The sequence below is a fragment of the Sorangium sp. So ce887 genome (assembly GCF_051521455.1).
GTDB lineage: Bacteria > Myxococcota_A > Polyangia > Polyangiales > Polyangiaceae > Sorangium.
Map to the genome: position 1 here is coordinate 3,674,261 of NZ_CP150354.1, position 17,881 is coordinate 3,692,141.

At 74.8% G+C, this 17,881-nt stretch carries 2 protein-coding genes (1 of these 2 only partly in view); both read right to left on the reverse strand.

Translation table 11 applies throughout. The features are described from left to right. Positions 1 to 12,331, reverse strand: the 5' portion of a protein-coding gene (locus WMF36_RS13765; RefSeq protein ID WP_437580045.1) for a type I polyketide synthase. The gene continues 3,677 nt to the left of window position 1, outside the view; 12,331 of the gene's 16,008 nt are visible here — the first part of the coding sequence; its start codon is at positions 12,329 to 12,331; its stop codon lies off the left edge, out of view. Between the two features lie 601 nt (positions 12,332 to 12,932). Further along, positions 12,933 to 17,873 (reverse strand): type I polyketide synthase, encoded by a 4,941-nt coding sequence (locus WMF36_RS13770; protein WP_437581911.1) that lies wholly within the window; start codon positions 17,871 to 17,873, stop codon positions 12,933 to 12,935. Between the last annotated feature and the right edge of the window lie 8 nt (positions 17,874 to 17,881).

Below are 17,881 nucleotides of genomic sequence, written 5' to 3' on the forward strand. Positions count from 1 at the left end.
CGTTTGGTTTCCACGGTACCTCTTCGGTCAAGAGGCGGATCGCGCCGGACGACCAGTCGATGTGCGGCGACGGGCTCGCGGTGTGGAGCGTCCTCGGGAGGACGCCGCTCTGCAGCGCGAGCACCATCTTGATGACGCCGCCGATCCCCGCGGCGGCCTGCGTGTGCCCGAGGTTCGACTTGAGGCTTCCGAGCCACAGCGGGCGATCCTCCGCGTGCGCCGCGCCGTACGTCGCGAAGAGCGCGCGCGCCTCGATGGGATCGCCGAGCGTCGTGCCGGTGCCGTGCGCCTCGACGGCATCGACGTCGGCGGGGGCGAGCCCCGCGCTCGCGAGCGCGTCCCGGATCACGCGCTCTTGCGCGGGGCCGTTCGGCGCCGTGAGCCCCTGGCTCTTGCCGTCCTGGTTGACGGCCGATCCGCGCACGATCGCGAGCACGGGGTGCCCGTTCTTCCGGGCGTCCGACAGGCGCTCGAGGAGCACCATCCCAGCGCCCTCCGACCAGCCCGCGCCGTTCGCGTCCGCCGAGAACGACTTGCACCGCCCGTCCGGCGCGCCCGCGTGCTGCGTGCTGAACTCGCCGAAGATCCCGGGGGTCGCCATCACGGTCACGCCGCCGGCGAGCGCGAGCGAGCACTCGCCTCGACGGATCGCGTGGCAGGCGAGGTGGAGCGCGACGAGCGACGAGCTGCACGCTGTGTCGATGCTGATCGCCGGGCCTTCGAGGCCGAGGGCGTACGCGATGCGGCCCGACGCGACGCTCGAGGCGCTCCCGGTGCCGATGTACCCGCGCAGCGAATCCATCGCCTGCGCGCCGCTCGGGCCGTGGAGGAGACGTGCGACGTAGTCGCTCCCGAAGACGCCGACGAAGACGCCGCTCTTCGAGCCTAGGAGCGACGCGGGGATGATGCCGGCGCGCTCGATCGTCTCCCACGTCATCTCGAGGAGGAGGCGCTGCTGCGGGTCGAGCGCGAGTGTCTCGCGCGGGCTGATCCCGAAGAACGCCGCGTCGAAGAGATCGGCGTCGTGGAGGAAGCCTCCCTGGCGGGCCGCGCCGTCGGAGAGCGCGTCGAGATCCCAGCCACGGTTCTCGGGGAACGCGGAGATCGCGTCGCCCCCCTCGCGGACGAGCCGCAAGAGATCCTCGGGCGTGTGAACGCGGCCCGGGAAGCGGCAGGCCATCGCGACGATCGCGATCGCGTCGTCGGACGCGACCGCGGGAGCTGCGCGGGCCGCGATCGATGCGGCGGCCGCGTCGCCTCGCCCCACGAGCATCGTCGCGAGGAAGCGCGCGAGCGCCGTCGGCGTCGGGTAATCGAAGAGCAGCGTGGCGGGCAGGCGCGTCCCCACGATCGCGGCGAGGCGGTTGCGCAGCTCGACGGCCATGAGCGAGTCGAGCCCTAGCTCCTTCAGCGGGCGGTCGCCGTCGAGGTTGCGCGACGGCGGGAGGCCGAGGACGACGCCGATCTCCGGGCGGACGACGTCGATCATCACGCGCTCGCGCTCCTTCGGCGCGAGACCGGCGAGGCGCTGCGCGAGGGGCGTCGCGGACGCCGCGTTGCTCGCGAGCCTGCGCCGCGCGGCGCCGGCGCGCACGAGGCCGCGGAGGATCGGCGCGACCGCGTGGGCGCGCAGCGCGACGGGGTCGAACGACGCGAGGACGAGCGCGGCGTCGACGTGCGTGAGCGCGGCGTCGAAGAGCGCGAGCCCGTCGTCGGTCGTGAGGGGACGGAGCCCACCGCGCGCCATGCGCTGGAGATCCGTGTCTCCGAGGTGCGCGGTGAGCCCTGTCTTCTCGGCCCAGTACCCCCAGTCGAGCGACACCGCGGGGAGACCGCGCGACCGCCGCTGGTGCGCGAGCGCGTCGAGGAACGTGTTCGCCGCGGCGTAGTTCGCCTGCCCTGGGCTCCCGAGCACGCCCGAGAGCGACGCGAAGAGGACGAACGCGGCCAGGTCGAGGGAGCGGGTGAGCTCGTCGAGGTGTGCGGCGGCGTCGACCTTGGCGCTCATAACGGAGCGGAGGCGCTCTGGCGTGAGCGAGGTGAGGACGCCGTCGTCGAGGGTCCCGGCGGCGTGGACGACGGCGGTGAGGGGACGATCGGTGGGGATGCCGGCGAGCAGACGCTCGAGGGCGGGGCGATCGCTGGCGTCGCAGGCGACGATGGCGACGGAGGCGCCTGCGGCTTCGAGCTCGTGGCGGAGGTCGTCAGCACCGGGCGCGGCCGGGCCCCTTCGCGACGAGAGGACGAGGCTGCGCACGCCGTGGCGCTGGACGAGGTGGCGCGCGACGAGGGCGCCGAGGGTGCCGGTGCCTCCGGTGACGAGCACGGAGCCGCGCGGGTCGAGGGCGCGCGGGATGGTGAGGACGACCTTTCCGACGAGGCGGGCTTGGGCGAGGGCGCGGAAGGCCTGGGGCGCGCGGCGGAGGTCGCATGGGGTGATGGGCGGGACGCGAAGAACACCGCGCTCGAAGAGGGCGACGAGCTCGGCGAGCATGGCCTGGATGCGCTCGGGGCCCGCCTCGGCGAGGTCGAACGCGCGGTACGCGACGCTCGGGTGCGACGCGGCGACGGCGAGCGGGTCGCGGACGTCGCTCTTGCCCATCTCGACGAAGCGCCCGTCGGGCGCGAGGGCGACGAGGCGGAGGGAGGCATCGACGAGCTCGCGGGCGAGCGAATCGAGGACGACATCGACGCCGCGCCCGCCGGTGGAGCGGCGAAAGTGCTCTTCGAAGTCGACGGAGCGCGAGGAGGCGATGTGGTCGTCGTCCAGGCCGAGGGCGCGGAGGGTGGCCCACTTGGGCGGGCTCGCGGTGGCGAAGACCTCTGCGCCGAGGTGGCGTGCGAGCTGGACGGCGGCGATGCCGACGCCGCCTGCGGCCGCATGAACGAGGACGCGCTCGCCGGGGCGGAGGCGGCCGAGATCGACGAGGCCGTAGTAGGCGGTGAGAAAGACGATCGGGATGCTCGCCGCCTCGACGAACGACAGCCCCGCGGGGATGCGGATCACCATGCGGTGATCTGCGATGGCGATGGGCCCGAACGCCGCGCTGAGGAGCCCCATCACGCGGTCGCCTGGCGCGAGGTCCGTGACGCCCGGGCCGACCTCGAGGACGACGCCCGCCCCCTCTGCGCCGAGGGGCCCGGAGTCGCCGGGGTACATGCCGAGCGCGTCGAGCGCGTCGCGGAAATTGAGCCCCGCCGCGCGCACCGCGACGCGGAGCTGCCCCTCAGCGAGCGGCTTCGTCGCCTCCTCGTAGGGCACCAGCGCGAGGCTCTCGATCGTGCCCTTCTCCAGGACGTGGAGGCGGTACGCCGCGGCGCTCGGCGGGACGAGCGCGTCGTCTCCGCGCGGCCGTGCGAGGCGCGGAACCAGGCGGCGCCCCTCGCGGAGCGCGAGCTGCGGCTCGGGCGCGTCGGCGGCGCGCGCGACCGCGGCGGCGACGAGCGCGGGGAGCGCGGCTCGCGAAGCGTCGGCGGCGTCGACGTCGACAAGGAGCAACGTGCGGTCCGGGTTCTCGACCTGCGCCGCGCGCACGAGGCCCCACACCGGCGCGTGGACGAGATCGAGCACGTCCTCGTCGGGCCGCGTGGCCACGGCGCGCTCGGTCAGCACGACGAGCGCGCACGACGCGAGACGCTCTTCGGCGAGCCACGCTTGGAGCTCTGCGAGCGCGCCCGCCGTGGCGCCGTGCGTGGCCGCGAGGGCGTCGCTCGGCGCATCGGGGCGTGTAGTGCACGTGAGGACGGCGACCATCGACGGAGCCGCGCCGCCGCCGATCGCGTCGATCAGCGCGCCGGGGTCGCGGTGCCGCGTGACGCGAGCTCCGGCCGCCTCGAGCGCGCTCGCGAGTCGCGCGTCGCTCCCCAGCATCGCCCACTCCCGCGGCGCCGCGCCCTCCGGACCGCTCGGCAGCTCGATCCAGTCGACGCGGAGGAGCGCGTCGTGCACCGGCCCCGTTCGCGGCTTCGCCCCGCGCACGCGGGTGGCCGACGCGGGGCGCAGCGCGAGCGCGTCGACGCTCGCCACCTTCTGCCCGGCAGCGTCGGCGATCGCGAGCGCCACGGTGTCGTCGCTCTTACGCACGATCCGCACGCGCAGCGTCGACGCGCCGACGGCGTGGAGCGACACGCCGCTCCACGAGAACGGCATCGCCACGTGCGTCTTCTCGCCGCCGTCCAGCACCTCTGCGGCGAGCGCGTGGAGCGCGGCGTCGAGCGCGGCGGGGTGCAGCCCGAACCGCGCGGCGTCGCGCGCCGTCGCCTCCGGGAGCACGACCTCGGCGAAGAGCTCGTCGCCGAGCTTCCACACCGCGCGGAGCCCCTGGAAATCCGTGCCGTACGCGAGCCCGGCGCGCGCGAGGCGATCGTACAGCCGGTCGATCGCGAGCGGCGTGGCGTCTCCGGGCGGAAACACGCCGACGTCGAGCGGTGCGCCCGCGGCGCGCGGCCCAAGTGCGCCCGTCGCGTGCCGCGTCCACGCCGCGTCGTCGCCCGCGTCGTCCGGCCGCGCATGCACGACGAGCGATCGCCGCCCGTCGTCGTCGGTGGCGCCGAGCACCATCTGCACGACGACGCCGCCGGTCGCGGGGAGCGGGAGGGGGGCTTCGAGGGTGAGCTCGTCGACGGCGTCGAGGCCGACGCGGTGTGCGGCGGCCAGGGCGAGGTCGAGGAAGGCGGTGCCCGGGAGAATGGGCTCGCCGAAGACGGCATGCCCCGCGAGCCAAGGGTGCTCGGCGAGGGCGAGGCGTCCGGTGAAGAGGTAGCCGTCGGAGCCGGCGAGGGGGACGGAGGCCTTGAGGAGCGGATGGTCGGCGGAGGCGAGCCCGGCGGCGGCGACGTCGGCGCGGGCGCGAGGGGGCTCGAGCCAGAAGCGCTCGCGCTGGAAGGCGTACGTGGGGAGGGGGACGCGGCGGGGTCGATGGCCGTCGAACAGGGCGCTCCACACAACGCGGTGCCCCCGCGCGTGAAGCTCGGCGAGGGAGAGGAGGAAGCGCGCGCGGTGGCCTTCGTCGCGCCGGAGGGTCGACACGACGGCGGCGTCGACGGCGGCGTCCTCGATCGTCTCGCGGAGGGCGAGGGAGAGCACGGGGTGTGGGCTGACCTCGACGAAGAAGCGGTGCTGGTCGGCGAGCAGAGCGCGCGTGGCGTCTTCGAAGCGGACGGTGTGACGAAGGTTTCGGTACCAGTGGGCGGCGTCGAGGCCCTCGCCATCGAGCTTCTCGCCGGTCACGGCGGAGTAGATGGGCAGCGCGCTGGCGCGCGGGGCGATGCCGTGGAGGTCGCGGAGGAGCTCGTGCTCGATGGCGGCGACGTGCTCGGAGTGCGAGGCGTAGTCGACGCGGACCTTCCGGGCGAAGATCTGTGCGGCGGAGAGGGACTCGACGAGGGCCTCGACCGCTTCGACGTCTCCGGCGACGAGCGTGGTGCGCGGGCTGTTGATGGCCGCGACGGCGACGCGGCCGTCGAACCCGAGGAGGTGGCGGTGGAGCTCGCTTGCGGGGAGCTCGATGGCCGCCATGGCGCCGCGTCCAGCGAGCTTGGTGATGGCGCGGGCGCGGAGCGCGACGACCTTGGCGGCGTCTTCGAGCGAGAGCGCCCCGGCAACGTAGGCGGCGGCGATCTCGCCCTGGCTGTGGCCGACGACGGCGTCGGGCTCGACGCCCATGGCGCGCCACATGGCGGCGAGGGCGACCATGACGGCGAAGAGGACGGGCTGGACAACGTCGACGCGGTCGAGGGAAGCGTCGCCGTCGCGTCCGTGGCGCAGGACCGCGAGGAGCGACCAGTCGACGTGCGGGGCGAGCGCGCGCTCGCAGGCCAGGAGCTGGTCGCGGAAGACGTGGTCGGAGTCGAGGAGGGCGGAGGCCATCTCGGGCCACTGCGAGCCCTGTCCGGGAAAGACGAAGGCGAGCTTCCCGGAAGACACCGTGGAGGCGGCGACCGCTTCGGGCGCCGGCTCTCCGCGCGCGAGGGCATCGAGCCCGCGAAGGAGCGCGTCGCGGTCGGAGGCGACGACGGCGGCGCGCTCGTCGAAATGCGACCGCGTGGTCGCAAGAGAGAACGCGAGGTCCGCGAGGGCGAGCTCGCCGTTCGCGGCGACGTGGGCGTGGAGGACTTTGGCCTGCGCGCGGAGCGCGGCGTCGGTCTTCGCCGACAGCACGAACGGGAGCTCGCGCGCGGGAGCCGCCTCCGCCGTCGCGCCGCTCGCGGTGGCGTCCGCGTCGCTCGCGGAGGCGTCCGCCTCGCGCGGCGCCTCCTCGACGATGACGTGCGCGTTCGTGCCCGAGAGGCCGAACGCGGAAACTCCTGCGCGTCGTGGGGTTTCCTCCGCCCGCCGCGGCCACGGGCGCGCGCCGTCGACGACGCGCACGGGTAGCTCGTCCCACGCCACATGCGGGTTCAACGGGCTCGTGTGCAGCGTCGCGGGCAGCGCGCCTTTGCGAAGCGCCGCGACCACCTTCGCGACACCCGCGAGCCCGGCCGCCGCCTCGAGGTGGCCGATGTTCGTCTTGATCGCCCCGACGAGGAGCGGGCGATCTGCCGGGCGCCCCTCGCCGTACACGGCGGCGAGCGCGTTCACCTCGATCGGGTCGCCGAGGGACGTGCCGGTGCCGTGGCACTCGACGACGTCGACGTCCGCGGGGGCGAGGCCGGCGTCGTCCAGCGCGCCGCGCAGGACCTTTTGCTGCGCCGTCCCGTTCGGGACGGTGATCCCGCTCGACGCGCCGTCGTGGTTCATCGCCGAGCCGCGGACGACCGCGAGCACCGGCCGGCCGTTCGCGCGCGCGTCGCCAAGGCGCTCGAGCGCGAGGACGACGACACCCTCTCCGCGGCCGAACCCATCGGCGTTCGCGGAGAACGTCTTCGATCGCCCGTCGGCCGCGAGGGCGTGCGTGCGCGAGAGCAGGACGAACGCAGCCGGCGACGCCATCACCTGCGCGCCTGCGGCGAGCGCGAGGTCGCACTCGCCCTGGCGCAGGGACTGGCACGCGAGGTGGAGCGCGACGAGCGACGAAGAGCACGCCGTGTCGACCGACAGCGCCGGCCCCTCGAACCCGAGGGTGAACGCGAGCCGCCCCGCCGCGAACGCGGTCGCGGTCCCCATCGCCGCGTACGCGTCGTCCTCGTCGGAGTCACGCTGCAGGAGCGCGTAGTCGCTCGCTCCCGCGCCGACGAAGACGCCCGTCCTCGAGCCCTTCAGCGACGCGGGGACGATCCCCGCCTCCTCGAGGGCTTGCCACGCGGTCTCGAGCAAGAGGCGGTGCTGCGGATCGACGTGCTTCGCCTCGCGCGGGCTGATGCCGAAAAAGGCCGCGTCGAAGAGGTCGACGCGGTCGAGGAGCGCCGCGCTCCGCGCGTAGCTCTTTCCCTTCGCGTCCGGATCGGGGTCGTACGCGGCATCAGCGTCCCAGCGGCTCGCGGGGATCGGCCCGACCGCATCGACGCCGCGCTCGAGCAGGTCCCAGAGCCCGGCGAGGTCGCCGGTGCCGCCCGGCAAGCGGAGGCTGAGGCCGACGATCGCGATCGGCTCGCCGTCGTGGCGCGCCCGCGCGACGAGCGCCGCGTCCACGTCTCCGCGCTCGCCGAGCGTGCGCGCGAGCGCGTCGCGCAAGAACGTCGCGACGTGCTCGGGCGACGGCTGATCGAACGTGATGGTCGACGGCAGGCGGACGCCCGTCGCCTTTTGCAGGCGCAGGCGAAGCTCGACGGCCATGAGCGAGTCGAGGCCGAGATCGAAGAACCCCTTGCGCGCGTCGACGCGCGACGCGTCTGTGTGTCCGAGCACGGCGGCGGTCTCGCCGAGCACGAGGGCGACGAGGTGGCGGAGGCGATCACCGTCGCTCTGCGCGCGGAGCGCCGTGAGCAGCGTGCTCTCGTCGGGGCGCGCCTGGTTCGCCGCGAGCGCGTCGAGCGCGCGCTTCGCCTCGGGGAGCTCGGAGACGAACGGGCGCGCGCGGATGGAGGAGAACGACGGCGCGAAGCGCGCCCAGTCGATCTCGGCGATCGTCACGACGTCGTCGTCGTGGTCGAACGCGTGCGCGAGCGCCGCGATGGCGACCTCGGGACGCATCGGCGAGAGGCCCGAGCGCCGGAGGTCCGACGCTACCGCGTCCTCGAGCATCCCGCCGCCTGCCCACGGGCCCCACGCGATCGACGTCGCCGTGAGGCCGCGCGCGCGCCGCGCCTCCGCGAGCGCGTCGAGGTACGCGTTCGCCGCGGCGTAGCTGCCTTGCCCGGCGCTGCCGAAGACGCCCGACGCCGACGAGAACAGGACGAACGCGTCGAGATCGCGCGACAGCGTGAGCTCGTCGAGGTGGCGCGCGGCGAGCGCCTTCGCGCGGAGGACCGCGTCGAACCGCTCCGGCGTCAGCGCCTCGAGCACGCCGTCGTCGAGCACACCCGCGGCGTGCACGACCGTCGAGAGCGGCGCGTCCGCCGGGATCGCCGCGAAGAGCGCCTCGAGCGCCGCGCGATCGCCGACGTCGCACGCGGCGATCGTCACGCGCGCACCGAGCGCGGTGAGCTCGTCGTGGAGCGCGCGCGCGGAGGGCGCGTCGGGCCCTCGCCGGCTCGTGAGGACGAGGTGCTTCGCGCCCCGCTGCGCGAAGAGCCGCGCGACGTGCGCTCCGAGCGCCCCCGTGCCTCCCGTGACAAGGACGGTGCCTCGCGGCGCGCGCGTCCGCGGCGCGTCGCCGAGGGGAGCGCGCACGAGGCGTCGCGCGAAGAGCCCCTCCGGGCGCAGGGCGAGCTCGTCCTCGCCCGCGAGCGCGCCGCCGAGCGCGGCGACGAGGTGGTCGATCGCCGCCGCGTCCAGCGCTCCGGACGCGCCGAGGCTCGACGCGAGGTCGACCGCCCCGCCGAGACGCTCCGGGTGCTCGAGCGACACGACGCGCGCGAGCCCCCACGTCGCCGCCTGCGCCGGGCTCGTGATCGCGTCGGCCGGGGAGACGGAGACCGCGCCGCGCGAGAAGAGCCACACGCGCGCGTCGAGCGCCGCGTCGCCCAGCGCCTGCACGAGGGTGAGCGTGCGCGCGAGCCCCGCGGGCACCGCCGGATGCGACGGCGAGGGCCCGTCGTCGAGCCCCACGAACGAGAGCACGCCGCGGAGCGCCCCGCGCCCCGCGACGGCCTCCCGCAGGCGCGCCGCGAGCTCCGCGCGCGCGCACGCGTCGGCCCCCAGGTCCAACGTGACGACGTCGCCGCCGCGCCCTTCGAGCGCGCGCACGACGCCCTCGACGACGTCGTCGCACGCGCCCGCCACGCGGACGACGAGCCACGTCCCGAGGGCGTCGCCGCGTGACGTGGCCGCGATCGGTCTCCACGCGACGCGGTAGCGCCACGCGTCGACGAGGCCGAGCAGCTGTCCCTTTCGCCGCCACGCGGAGAGCGCCGGGAGCAGCGTGGAGAGCGCCGCACGCTCCTCCCCCTCGGACGCGACGCCGAGCGCGTCGCGCAGCATGTCGACGTTGCTCTCCTCGATCGCGCGCCAGAAGCGCGCCTCGTCCGGCGCGAGCTGCGCAGCCTCGCGCGGCTCGCGCGGGGCCTCGTCGACCCAGAAGCGCTCGCGCTGGAACGCGTACGTCGGGAGCGGCACGCGGCGCGCGCCGAGGGGCGCGAAGAACGCCCTCCAGTCGACGTGGTGGCCGCGCGCGTGGAGCGCGCCGAGCGCCGTGACGAGCGCGGCGCCGTCGTCTCGATCGGCGCGGAGCGCGGGCACGAAGAGCGCCTGGGTCGGCGCGCCGGCTTCGAGCGCGCTCTGCCCGAGGGCCGAGAGGACGCCGTGCGGCCCGATCTCGAGGAACGTGGAAACCCGTTCGGTGTACAGGGTCTCCAGGCCGTCGGCGAAGCGGACGGCGCTCCGCGCGTGACGGACCCAGTAGTCGGCCGAGCAGAGCTCCCGGTCGCCCGCCCGCTGGCCGGTCACGTTCGACACGATCGGGATCCGCGGCGGATGGAACGTGAGCCCCTCGGCGACGCGGCGGAAGGCGTCGAGCATCCCGTCCATGTGGTGCGAGTGGAACGCGTGGCTCACGCGGAGGCGCGACACCTTGCGCCCGAGCGCTTCGAAGCGCGCGGCGACCTCGAGAACGGCGTCTTGGTCACCCGCGACCACGGTCGACGACGGACCGTTGATCGCCGCGATCGTCGCGCGCGCCCCGCCGTCCTCGCGCGCGGCGATCACCGCCGCGACCTCGCCCTCGGAGGCAGCGATCGCGACCATCGCCGCGTCGAGCGCGGGCAAGGCTTGCATGAGGCGCGCGCGCGCCGACACGAGGGTGCACGCGTCTTCGAGCGAGAGCACGCCCGCGACGTGCGCGGCGATGATCTCGCCGACGGAGTGGCCGAGGAGCGCGTCGGGCACGACGCCCCACGACTCGACGAGCCGGAAGAGCGCAACCTCGAGCGCGAAGAGCGCTGTCTGCGTGAAGACGGTCTCGTCGAGGAGGCTCGCGAGCTCCGAGCCCTTCGGCGCGAAGAGAACGTCGCGGAGGGGGCGATCGAGGTCGCGATCGAGATGTGCGCAGACTGCATCGAGCGCGTCGCGGAACACCGGGAACGCCTCGTAGAGCCCGTGTCCCATCGCCGCGCGCTGCCCGCCTTGCCCCGTGAACAGGATGGCGAGCCTTCCCTTCGGCGCGTCCCCGCCCACGAGCGTGCCCGGTGGCGGGCTCGCGTTCGTCCCTCGCGCGAGGCTATCGAGCGCCGCGAGGGCCGCCTCGCGGTCGTGCGCGACGACGACCGCGCGATGCTCGAAGTGCGAGCGCGTCGTCGCGAGCGACGCGGCGACGTCGGCGAGCGCGAGCTCGGGACGCGCGGCGAGGTGCGCGTGGAGCCTCTCCGCCTGCCCGCGGAGCGCGGCCTCGGTCTTCGCCGAGATCACGACGGGGAGCGGCGACGCCTGGGCGCGCGCGCGCTCGGCCGAGTGCGCCGTCGCTTCCTCGAGCGCCGGCGCTTCCTCGACGATGACGTGCGCGTTCGTGCCCGAGAAGCCGAACGCCGAGACCCCGGCGCGCCGTGGCGCTCCGTCGGCGCGCACGTCCCAGCGCTGCGCGGCGTCGACGACGCGGAGCGGGAGCGTCTCCCACGCGACGTGCGGGTTCGGCGGGAGCGTGTGGAGCGTCGCCGGGAGCGTCGCGCGTCGCAGCGCAGCGACGACCTTCGCGACGCCAGCGAGCCCGGCGGCGGCCTCGAGGTGGCCGATGTTCGTCTTCACGGCGCCGAGGAGGAGCGGTCGCTCGGCGGGGCGACCCTCGCCGTAGACGGCCGCGATCGCGTGGACCTCGACGGGGTCCCCGAGCGACGTACCCGTGCCGTGGCACTCGACGACGTCGATGTCGGTCGGAGCGAGCCCCGCGTCGTCGAGGGCCGCGCGCAGGACCTTCTGCTGCGAGCTGCCGTTGGGCGCGGTGATCCCGCTCGACGTGCCGTCGTGGTTGATCGCGCTGCCGCGGATCACGGCGAGGACCGGGTGCCCGTTCGCGCGCGCGTCACGGAGGCGCTCGAGCGCGAGGACGACGACGCCCTCGCCGCGCCCGTAGCCGTCGGCGTTCGCGGAGAACGTCTTCGAGTGGCCGTCGGGCGCGAGCGCGCGCGTGCGCGAGACGAGCACGAACGGCTCGGGCGACGCCATCACCTGCACGCCGGCGGCGAGGGCGAGGTCGCACTCGTCGCGCCGCAACGACTGGCAGGCGAGGTGCAGCGCGACGAGCGACGACGAGCACGCCGTATCGACCGAGAGCGCAGGCCCCTGCACGCCGAGCGTGAACGCCAGCCGGCCCGCCGCGAAGGACGTCGACGTGCCCATCGTCGCGTACGCGTCGGCCTTCTCCGCGTCGCCCCGCAGCGTCGCGTACTCGCTCGCGCCCGCGCCGACGAAGACGCCCGTCTTCGTGTCCTTCAGCGACGCGGGGACGATCCCCGCGTCCTCGAGGGCTTGCCACGCGATCTCGAGCAAGAGGCGGTGCTGCGGATCGACGTGCTTCGCCTCGCGCGGGCTGATGCCGAAGAAGGCCGCGTCGAAGAGGTCGACGCGGTCGAGGAGCGCCGCGCTCCGCACGTAGCTCTTGCCGGTGGCGTTCGGGTCGGCGTCGTAGACCGCGTCCGCGTCCCAGCGGCTCGCAGGGATCGGCGCCACGGCATCGATGCCGCGCTCGAGGAAGCTCCCGAGGCTCTCGGGATCGACCGCGCCGCCGGGGAGGCGGAGCCCGAGGCCGACGATGGCGATCGGCTCGCGTTGCTTGCCTTCGATGTCCGAAAGCCGCCGGCGAGCTTGGCGGAGCGACGTGGTGAGCCCCTCGAGGTACGCACGCAGATTCTTCTCGCCGGTCATCGATGGTCCAATCGAGTGTCGAGCTCGACCGGAGCCCGCGGAGCCGTGAGCCACGGGGCCCACGCCGAAAAAGAAGCCAAAACGCGCCGCGCTAACGCGAAGCGCGTGCGAGCGACAACGTCGCGAAGTCGCCGCGGTTCGCGCGAGCGGCCGCCTTGATCCAGTAGCGGCGAAGCAGGCAAATGGTGTCGCGCGGCCCGTGCGCGGCGGGGGGCCCAGTCTCCACACGCCGCCGCGCGCGCAGGCCCCTGGCCACTGATCCCTGGCCTAGCGCGGCTTATTCCCCTCCTTGTCCGTCCGATGCCGTTCCTCATATCTTTCCGGTGTCTTCTCGTCGTGTTCGCCGATAAGGCAGGCTGCGCGGGCCCAACGATGAGGCCACTCGGAAATCCACGTCGGATCGGCATCGCCCGTCCTGCATCGGTGAATAATCCAGGCCAGCGCTAGCCCTGACTCCGGCACCAGCCGCGTGCTCGGCCCAGGCCCCAGGCCCTGACCCCGGACCCAGCCGCGCACCCGCTGCGCGTGCCGGGAGACACGCGCAGCGCGAGAGCGCCCTCCACCGCGGCGGCGGCCTCGTTGCACTCTGCGCGGGCGCTCCTCAGATCGAGGCGGCGCGAGGTTCTCCGTCGAGCTCGCGTTCGATCACCGCGAGCAGCTCGTCGTCGCTGATCGCGCCGAGATCTTCGGACACGGCCTCCTCCGTCGCGGCCTCGGCGCTCGTCCAGCGCGACACGAGCCCGCGCAAGCGCGCGCCCACCGCGGCGCGCCGCGGGTCGCCGGGGGTGATCGCCGCGAGGCGCGACGCGAGCGTGTTGAGCGCGGCGAAGACAGCGTCCTCGGTTCCTCCGTCGCGCGCGATCTCCGCGTCGAGGTGCCGCGCGAGCGCGTCCGGGGTCGGGTGGTCGAATGCGAGCGTCGCAGGGAGCTTGACGCCGGTGCGCGCGTGGAGCTTGCGGAGGAGATCGACGGCGACGATGGAGTCGAGGCCGAGATCGAAGAAGCCCCTGTGCGGCTCGACCGCCGACGCATCGGCGTGCCCGAGGACCGCGGCGGTCTCGGCGATGACGAGCTCCACGAGGTGGCGCGCGCGCTCGGTGTCCGAGAGCGGCCTCAGTGCGTCGCGGAGCGTTCTGTCTTCGCCAGCGGCCCGTGCGCCGGCGGGTTCGGACGGCGGCTCCAGCGCATCGCACGCGTCGGGCAGATCGAAGAGGAGCGGGCGCGGCCTCGCGGAGGCGAACGCGGGGGCGAAGCGCGCCCAGTCGATATCGGCGACGGTGATCGTGGTCTCGTCGTGATCGAGGGCCCGCGCGAGCGCGACGAGCGCGAGCGCCGGGGCCATCGGCGCGAGGCCGCGCCGACGGAGGTGCTCCTCGGCGTCGGCGTGCTCGGCGAGCATCCCGGCGCCCGCCCAGGCGCCCCACGCGATCGACGTCGCCGTGAGACCGGCGGCGCGGCGCACCTCGGCCAGCGCGTCGAGGAACGCGTTGCCGGCGGCGTACGCGCCTTGCTGCCCGCTGCCCCACACGCCCGCGCCGGAGGCGAAGAGGACGAAGGCGTCGAGCTCGCGGTCTCCGAGCAGCTCGTGGAGATGGAGCGCGCCGCGGACCTTTGCGGCGACGACGGCGTGGACGTCGTCGAGATCGGTGGACGCGAGGGCGGCCTGCGCGACGACGCCGCCCGCGTGGACGACGACGCGGACGTGGTCGCCTTGCGCGTCGAGGCGGGCCAGGAGAGCTGCGACCGAGGCGCGATCGGCGACGTCGCAGGCGGCGATCGTCACGCGTGCGCCGAGCGCTTCGAGCTCGGCGCGGAGCGCGCCGGCGCCCGGGGCGTCCTCGCCGCGGCGGCTCACGAGGACGAGGTGCTCTGCGCCGCGTCCGACGAGGAAGCGCGCGACGTGGGCGCCGAGGGCGCCGGTTCCGCCGGTGACGAGGGCGGTGCCGCGCGGCGTGAAGGTGCGCGCGGGCGGAGCGTCGCCGAGGGGCGCGCGGACGAGCCTTCGCGCGAAGACGCCGGTCGGGCGGAGCGCGAGCTGATCCTCGCCGCCGCGCGCGGCGAGCAGCGGCGCGAGGCGGTCGAGCGCGGTCGCGTCGACGCCGCTGGCGATGTCGACGAGCCCGCCCCAGCGCTCGGGGTGCTCGAGCCCAACGATGCGTCCGAGGCCCCAGATCATCGCGTCCGTCGCGCGCCCGAGCGGGTCCGCGCGCCCCGTCGAGACCGCGCCGCGCGTGACGAGCCACAGAGGCGCGGCGACGCCGACGTCGCCGAGGGCCTGCACGAGACCGAGGGTGAACGCGAGCCCTGCGGGCAGCGCCGCGTCCGGCCAGCGCGTCCCCTCGTCGAGCGCGGCGAGGGACAGCACGCCGCGGACCGCGCCAGCATCCCCGATCGCCTCGCCGATGCGCGCGGCGGCGCGCTCGCGCCTCACGTCGTCGCCGCCGAGGCGCAGGTGAACGACCTCGGCGCCGCGCGCTTCGAGGAGGCGCGCGAGGCTCGCCGCGACGTCTTCTGCCACGCCGGCGCGCGCCACGACGAGCCACCGCCCGGCGACGTCGCCGGCGGGCGGCGCTTCGATCGGCTTCCAGACGACCCGGTAGCGCCACGCGTCGACCGTGCCCTGCTCGTGACGCTCGCGCCGCCACGCCGCGAGCGCCGGGAGCAGCGCCGCGAGCGATGCCCGACCCTCGCCGCCGACGCGGAGCGCCGCCGCGAGCTCCTCCACGTCGCGCTGCTCGACCGCCTGCCAGAAGCGTGTCTCCTCGGAGGTGACGGGGGCAGCGGCGGAGGCGCGCGCGGCGTCGAGCCAGAAGCGCTCGCGCTGAAAGGCGTACGTCGGCAGCCGGACGCGGCGCGGCCGGAGCGGCGCGAAGAACGCCGCCCAGTCGACGCGTTGCCCGCGGACGAAGAGCGCGGCGAGCGCGCTCGCGATGGCGTCGACGTCGGAGCGGTCGGCGCGGAGCGCCGGGATGAACGCGTGCTCGTCGCCGGCGTCGGCCGTGCGCGCGCTCTGCCCGAGCGCGGAGAGGACGCCGTGCGGACCGACCTCGAGGAACGTGGAAACTCCCATGCTTCGAAGAGTCTCCAGCCCATCGGCGAAGCGCACCCCGTCTCGCGCGTGGCGGACCCAATAGCTCGGCGAGCAGATGTCCTCGTCGCGCGCGCGCTCTCCCGTCACGTTCGAGACGATCGGGATGCGCGGCGGGTGGAAGCGGAGCCCTTCGGCGACGCGGCGGAACGCGTCGAGCATCGGATCCATGTGGTGCGAATGGAACGCGTGGCTCACGCGGAGGCGCGTCGTCTTGCGCCCGAGCGCCTCGAAGCGCGCCGCCACGGCGAGCACCGCGTCGGCGTCGCCCGAGAGGACGACGGACGTCGGCGCGTTGATCGCGGCGATCGCGACGTCGCCCGAGACCGCGGCGATCGCGGCGCGCGCTTCGCCCTCGGACGCGTGCACGGTGACCATCGCGGCGTCGCGCGCCGGCAGGTCTTGCATGAGCCGCGCGCGCGCGGCGACGAGCGCGCACGCGTCCTCGAGCGACAGGACGCCGGCGACGTGCGCCGCGACGAGCTCGCCGACGGAGTGGCCGAGGAGCGCGTGGGGCGTGATCCCCCACGCCTCGAGCAGGCGGAAGAGCGCCACCTCGACAGCGAAGAGCGCCGTCTGCGTGTAGAGGGTCTCGTCGAGCAGCCGGGCGAGCTCCGTCCCTCGCGGCGCGAAGAGGACGTCGCGGAGCGGCCGATCGAGGGCGCGATCGAGATGGTCGCAGACCGCATCGAATGCGCCGCGGAACGCGGGGAACGCGGCGTGGAGGCCGCGGCCCATCTCGGCGCGCTGGCTCCCTTGCCCTGTGAAGAGGACGGCGAGCTTCCCGCCGAGCGCGCCGCGACCCAGCGCGGCGCCGGAAGTCGAGCGTCCGTGCTCGAGCGCGTCGAGCGCGCCGAGGAGCGTCGCGCGGTCGTGCGCGACGAGGGCCGCTCGATGGTCGAGCTGCGCGCGCGTCGTGGCGAGCGAGAACGCGAGGTCGACGAGCGGGACGTCGGGCGCGGCCGCGAGGTGCGCGTGGAGCTTGGCCGCCTGCGCGCGGAGCGCCGCGTCGCTCTTCGCCGACAGCACGATGGGCAGCGCGCCGGGGGCGCGCGGCACCGGCTCGACCGCCGCGGCGGCGGAGGCCGCGGGCGCGGGCGCCTCCTCGACGATGACGTGCGCGTTGGTGCCCGAGATGCCGAACGACGAGACCGCCGCGCGGCGCGGTCGCACGCCGCGCGGCCACGGGACGGCATCCGTCAGGAGGCGGACCGTCCCCGCAGACCAATCGACGTGCGGCGAGGGCGCGCTCACGTGGAGCGTCTTCGGCAGGAGCCCGTGCTCGAGCGCGAGCACCATCTTGATGATCCCCGCGACCCCTGCCGCCGCCTGCGTGTGTCCGATGTTCGACTTGAGGCTCCCGAGCCACACCGGGTCGCCCTCCGAGCGGGCCTTGCCGTACGTCGCGAGGAGCGCCTGCGCCTCGATCGGATCGCCGAGGCTCGTCCCCGTCCCGTGCGCCTCGACGGCGTCGACCTCGTTCGCCGAGACGCGCGCGCCCGCGAGCGCCGACCGGATCACGCGCTCTTGCGCGAGGCCGTTCGGGGCGGTGAGCCCCTGGCTCTTCCCGTCTTGGTTGATCATCGACCCGCGCACGACGGCCAGGACCGGGTGCCCGTTCTTCTGCGCGTCGGAGAGGCGCTCGAGCAGCACCATGCCCGCGCCCTCCGCCCAGCCCGCGCCGTTCGCGTCGGCCGAGAACGACTTGCAGCGGCCGTCGGGAGCGCCCGCGTGCTGCGGCCCGAACTCATAGAAGAGCCCGGGGGTCGCCATCACGGTGACGCCGCCGGCGAGCGCGAGCGCACACTCGCCCTGACGCAAGGCGTGGCAGGCGAGGTGCACGGCGACGAGCGACGAGCTGCACGCCGTGTCGATGCTGATCGCGGGGCCTTCGAGGCCGAGCGCGTAGGCGATCCGGCCGGACGCGACGCTCGGCGCGGTGCCCGTCACGACGTAGCCGTCGCGATCGTCGGGCGCGTGGAGGTGCTGCGCGGCGTAGCTGTTGTACATCACGCCGGCGAAGACGCCGGTCTGCGTGCCGTGGAGGGTCGTCGGGTCGATCCCCGCGCGCTCGATGGCTTCCCACGCGATCTCGAGGAACACGCGCTGCTGCGGATCGAGCGCCAACGTCTCGCGCGGGCTTATCCCGAAGAAGCTCGCGTCGAACCTGTCGGCGTCGCGGAGGAACCCGCCTTCGCGCGTGCACGCGTTCCCGGCCTTCTCGCGCGCATCAAGGGCGCCGAGGTCCCAGCCGCGGTCGTCCGGGAACGGGGAGATCGCGTCGTGCCCCCCCTCGAGGAGCCGCCAGAGATCTTCGGGCGTCGCGACGCCGCCCGGGAAGCGGCAGCTCATCGCGACGATCGCGATCGGCTCGTGCGCCTTTTCGGTCGCGAGCGCGAGGCTCTGACGGCGCTGATTCAGCTCGACGATCGCTTGCTGGAGGCGCTTTCGCAGCTCGTCTT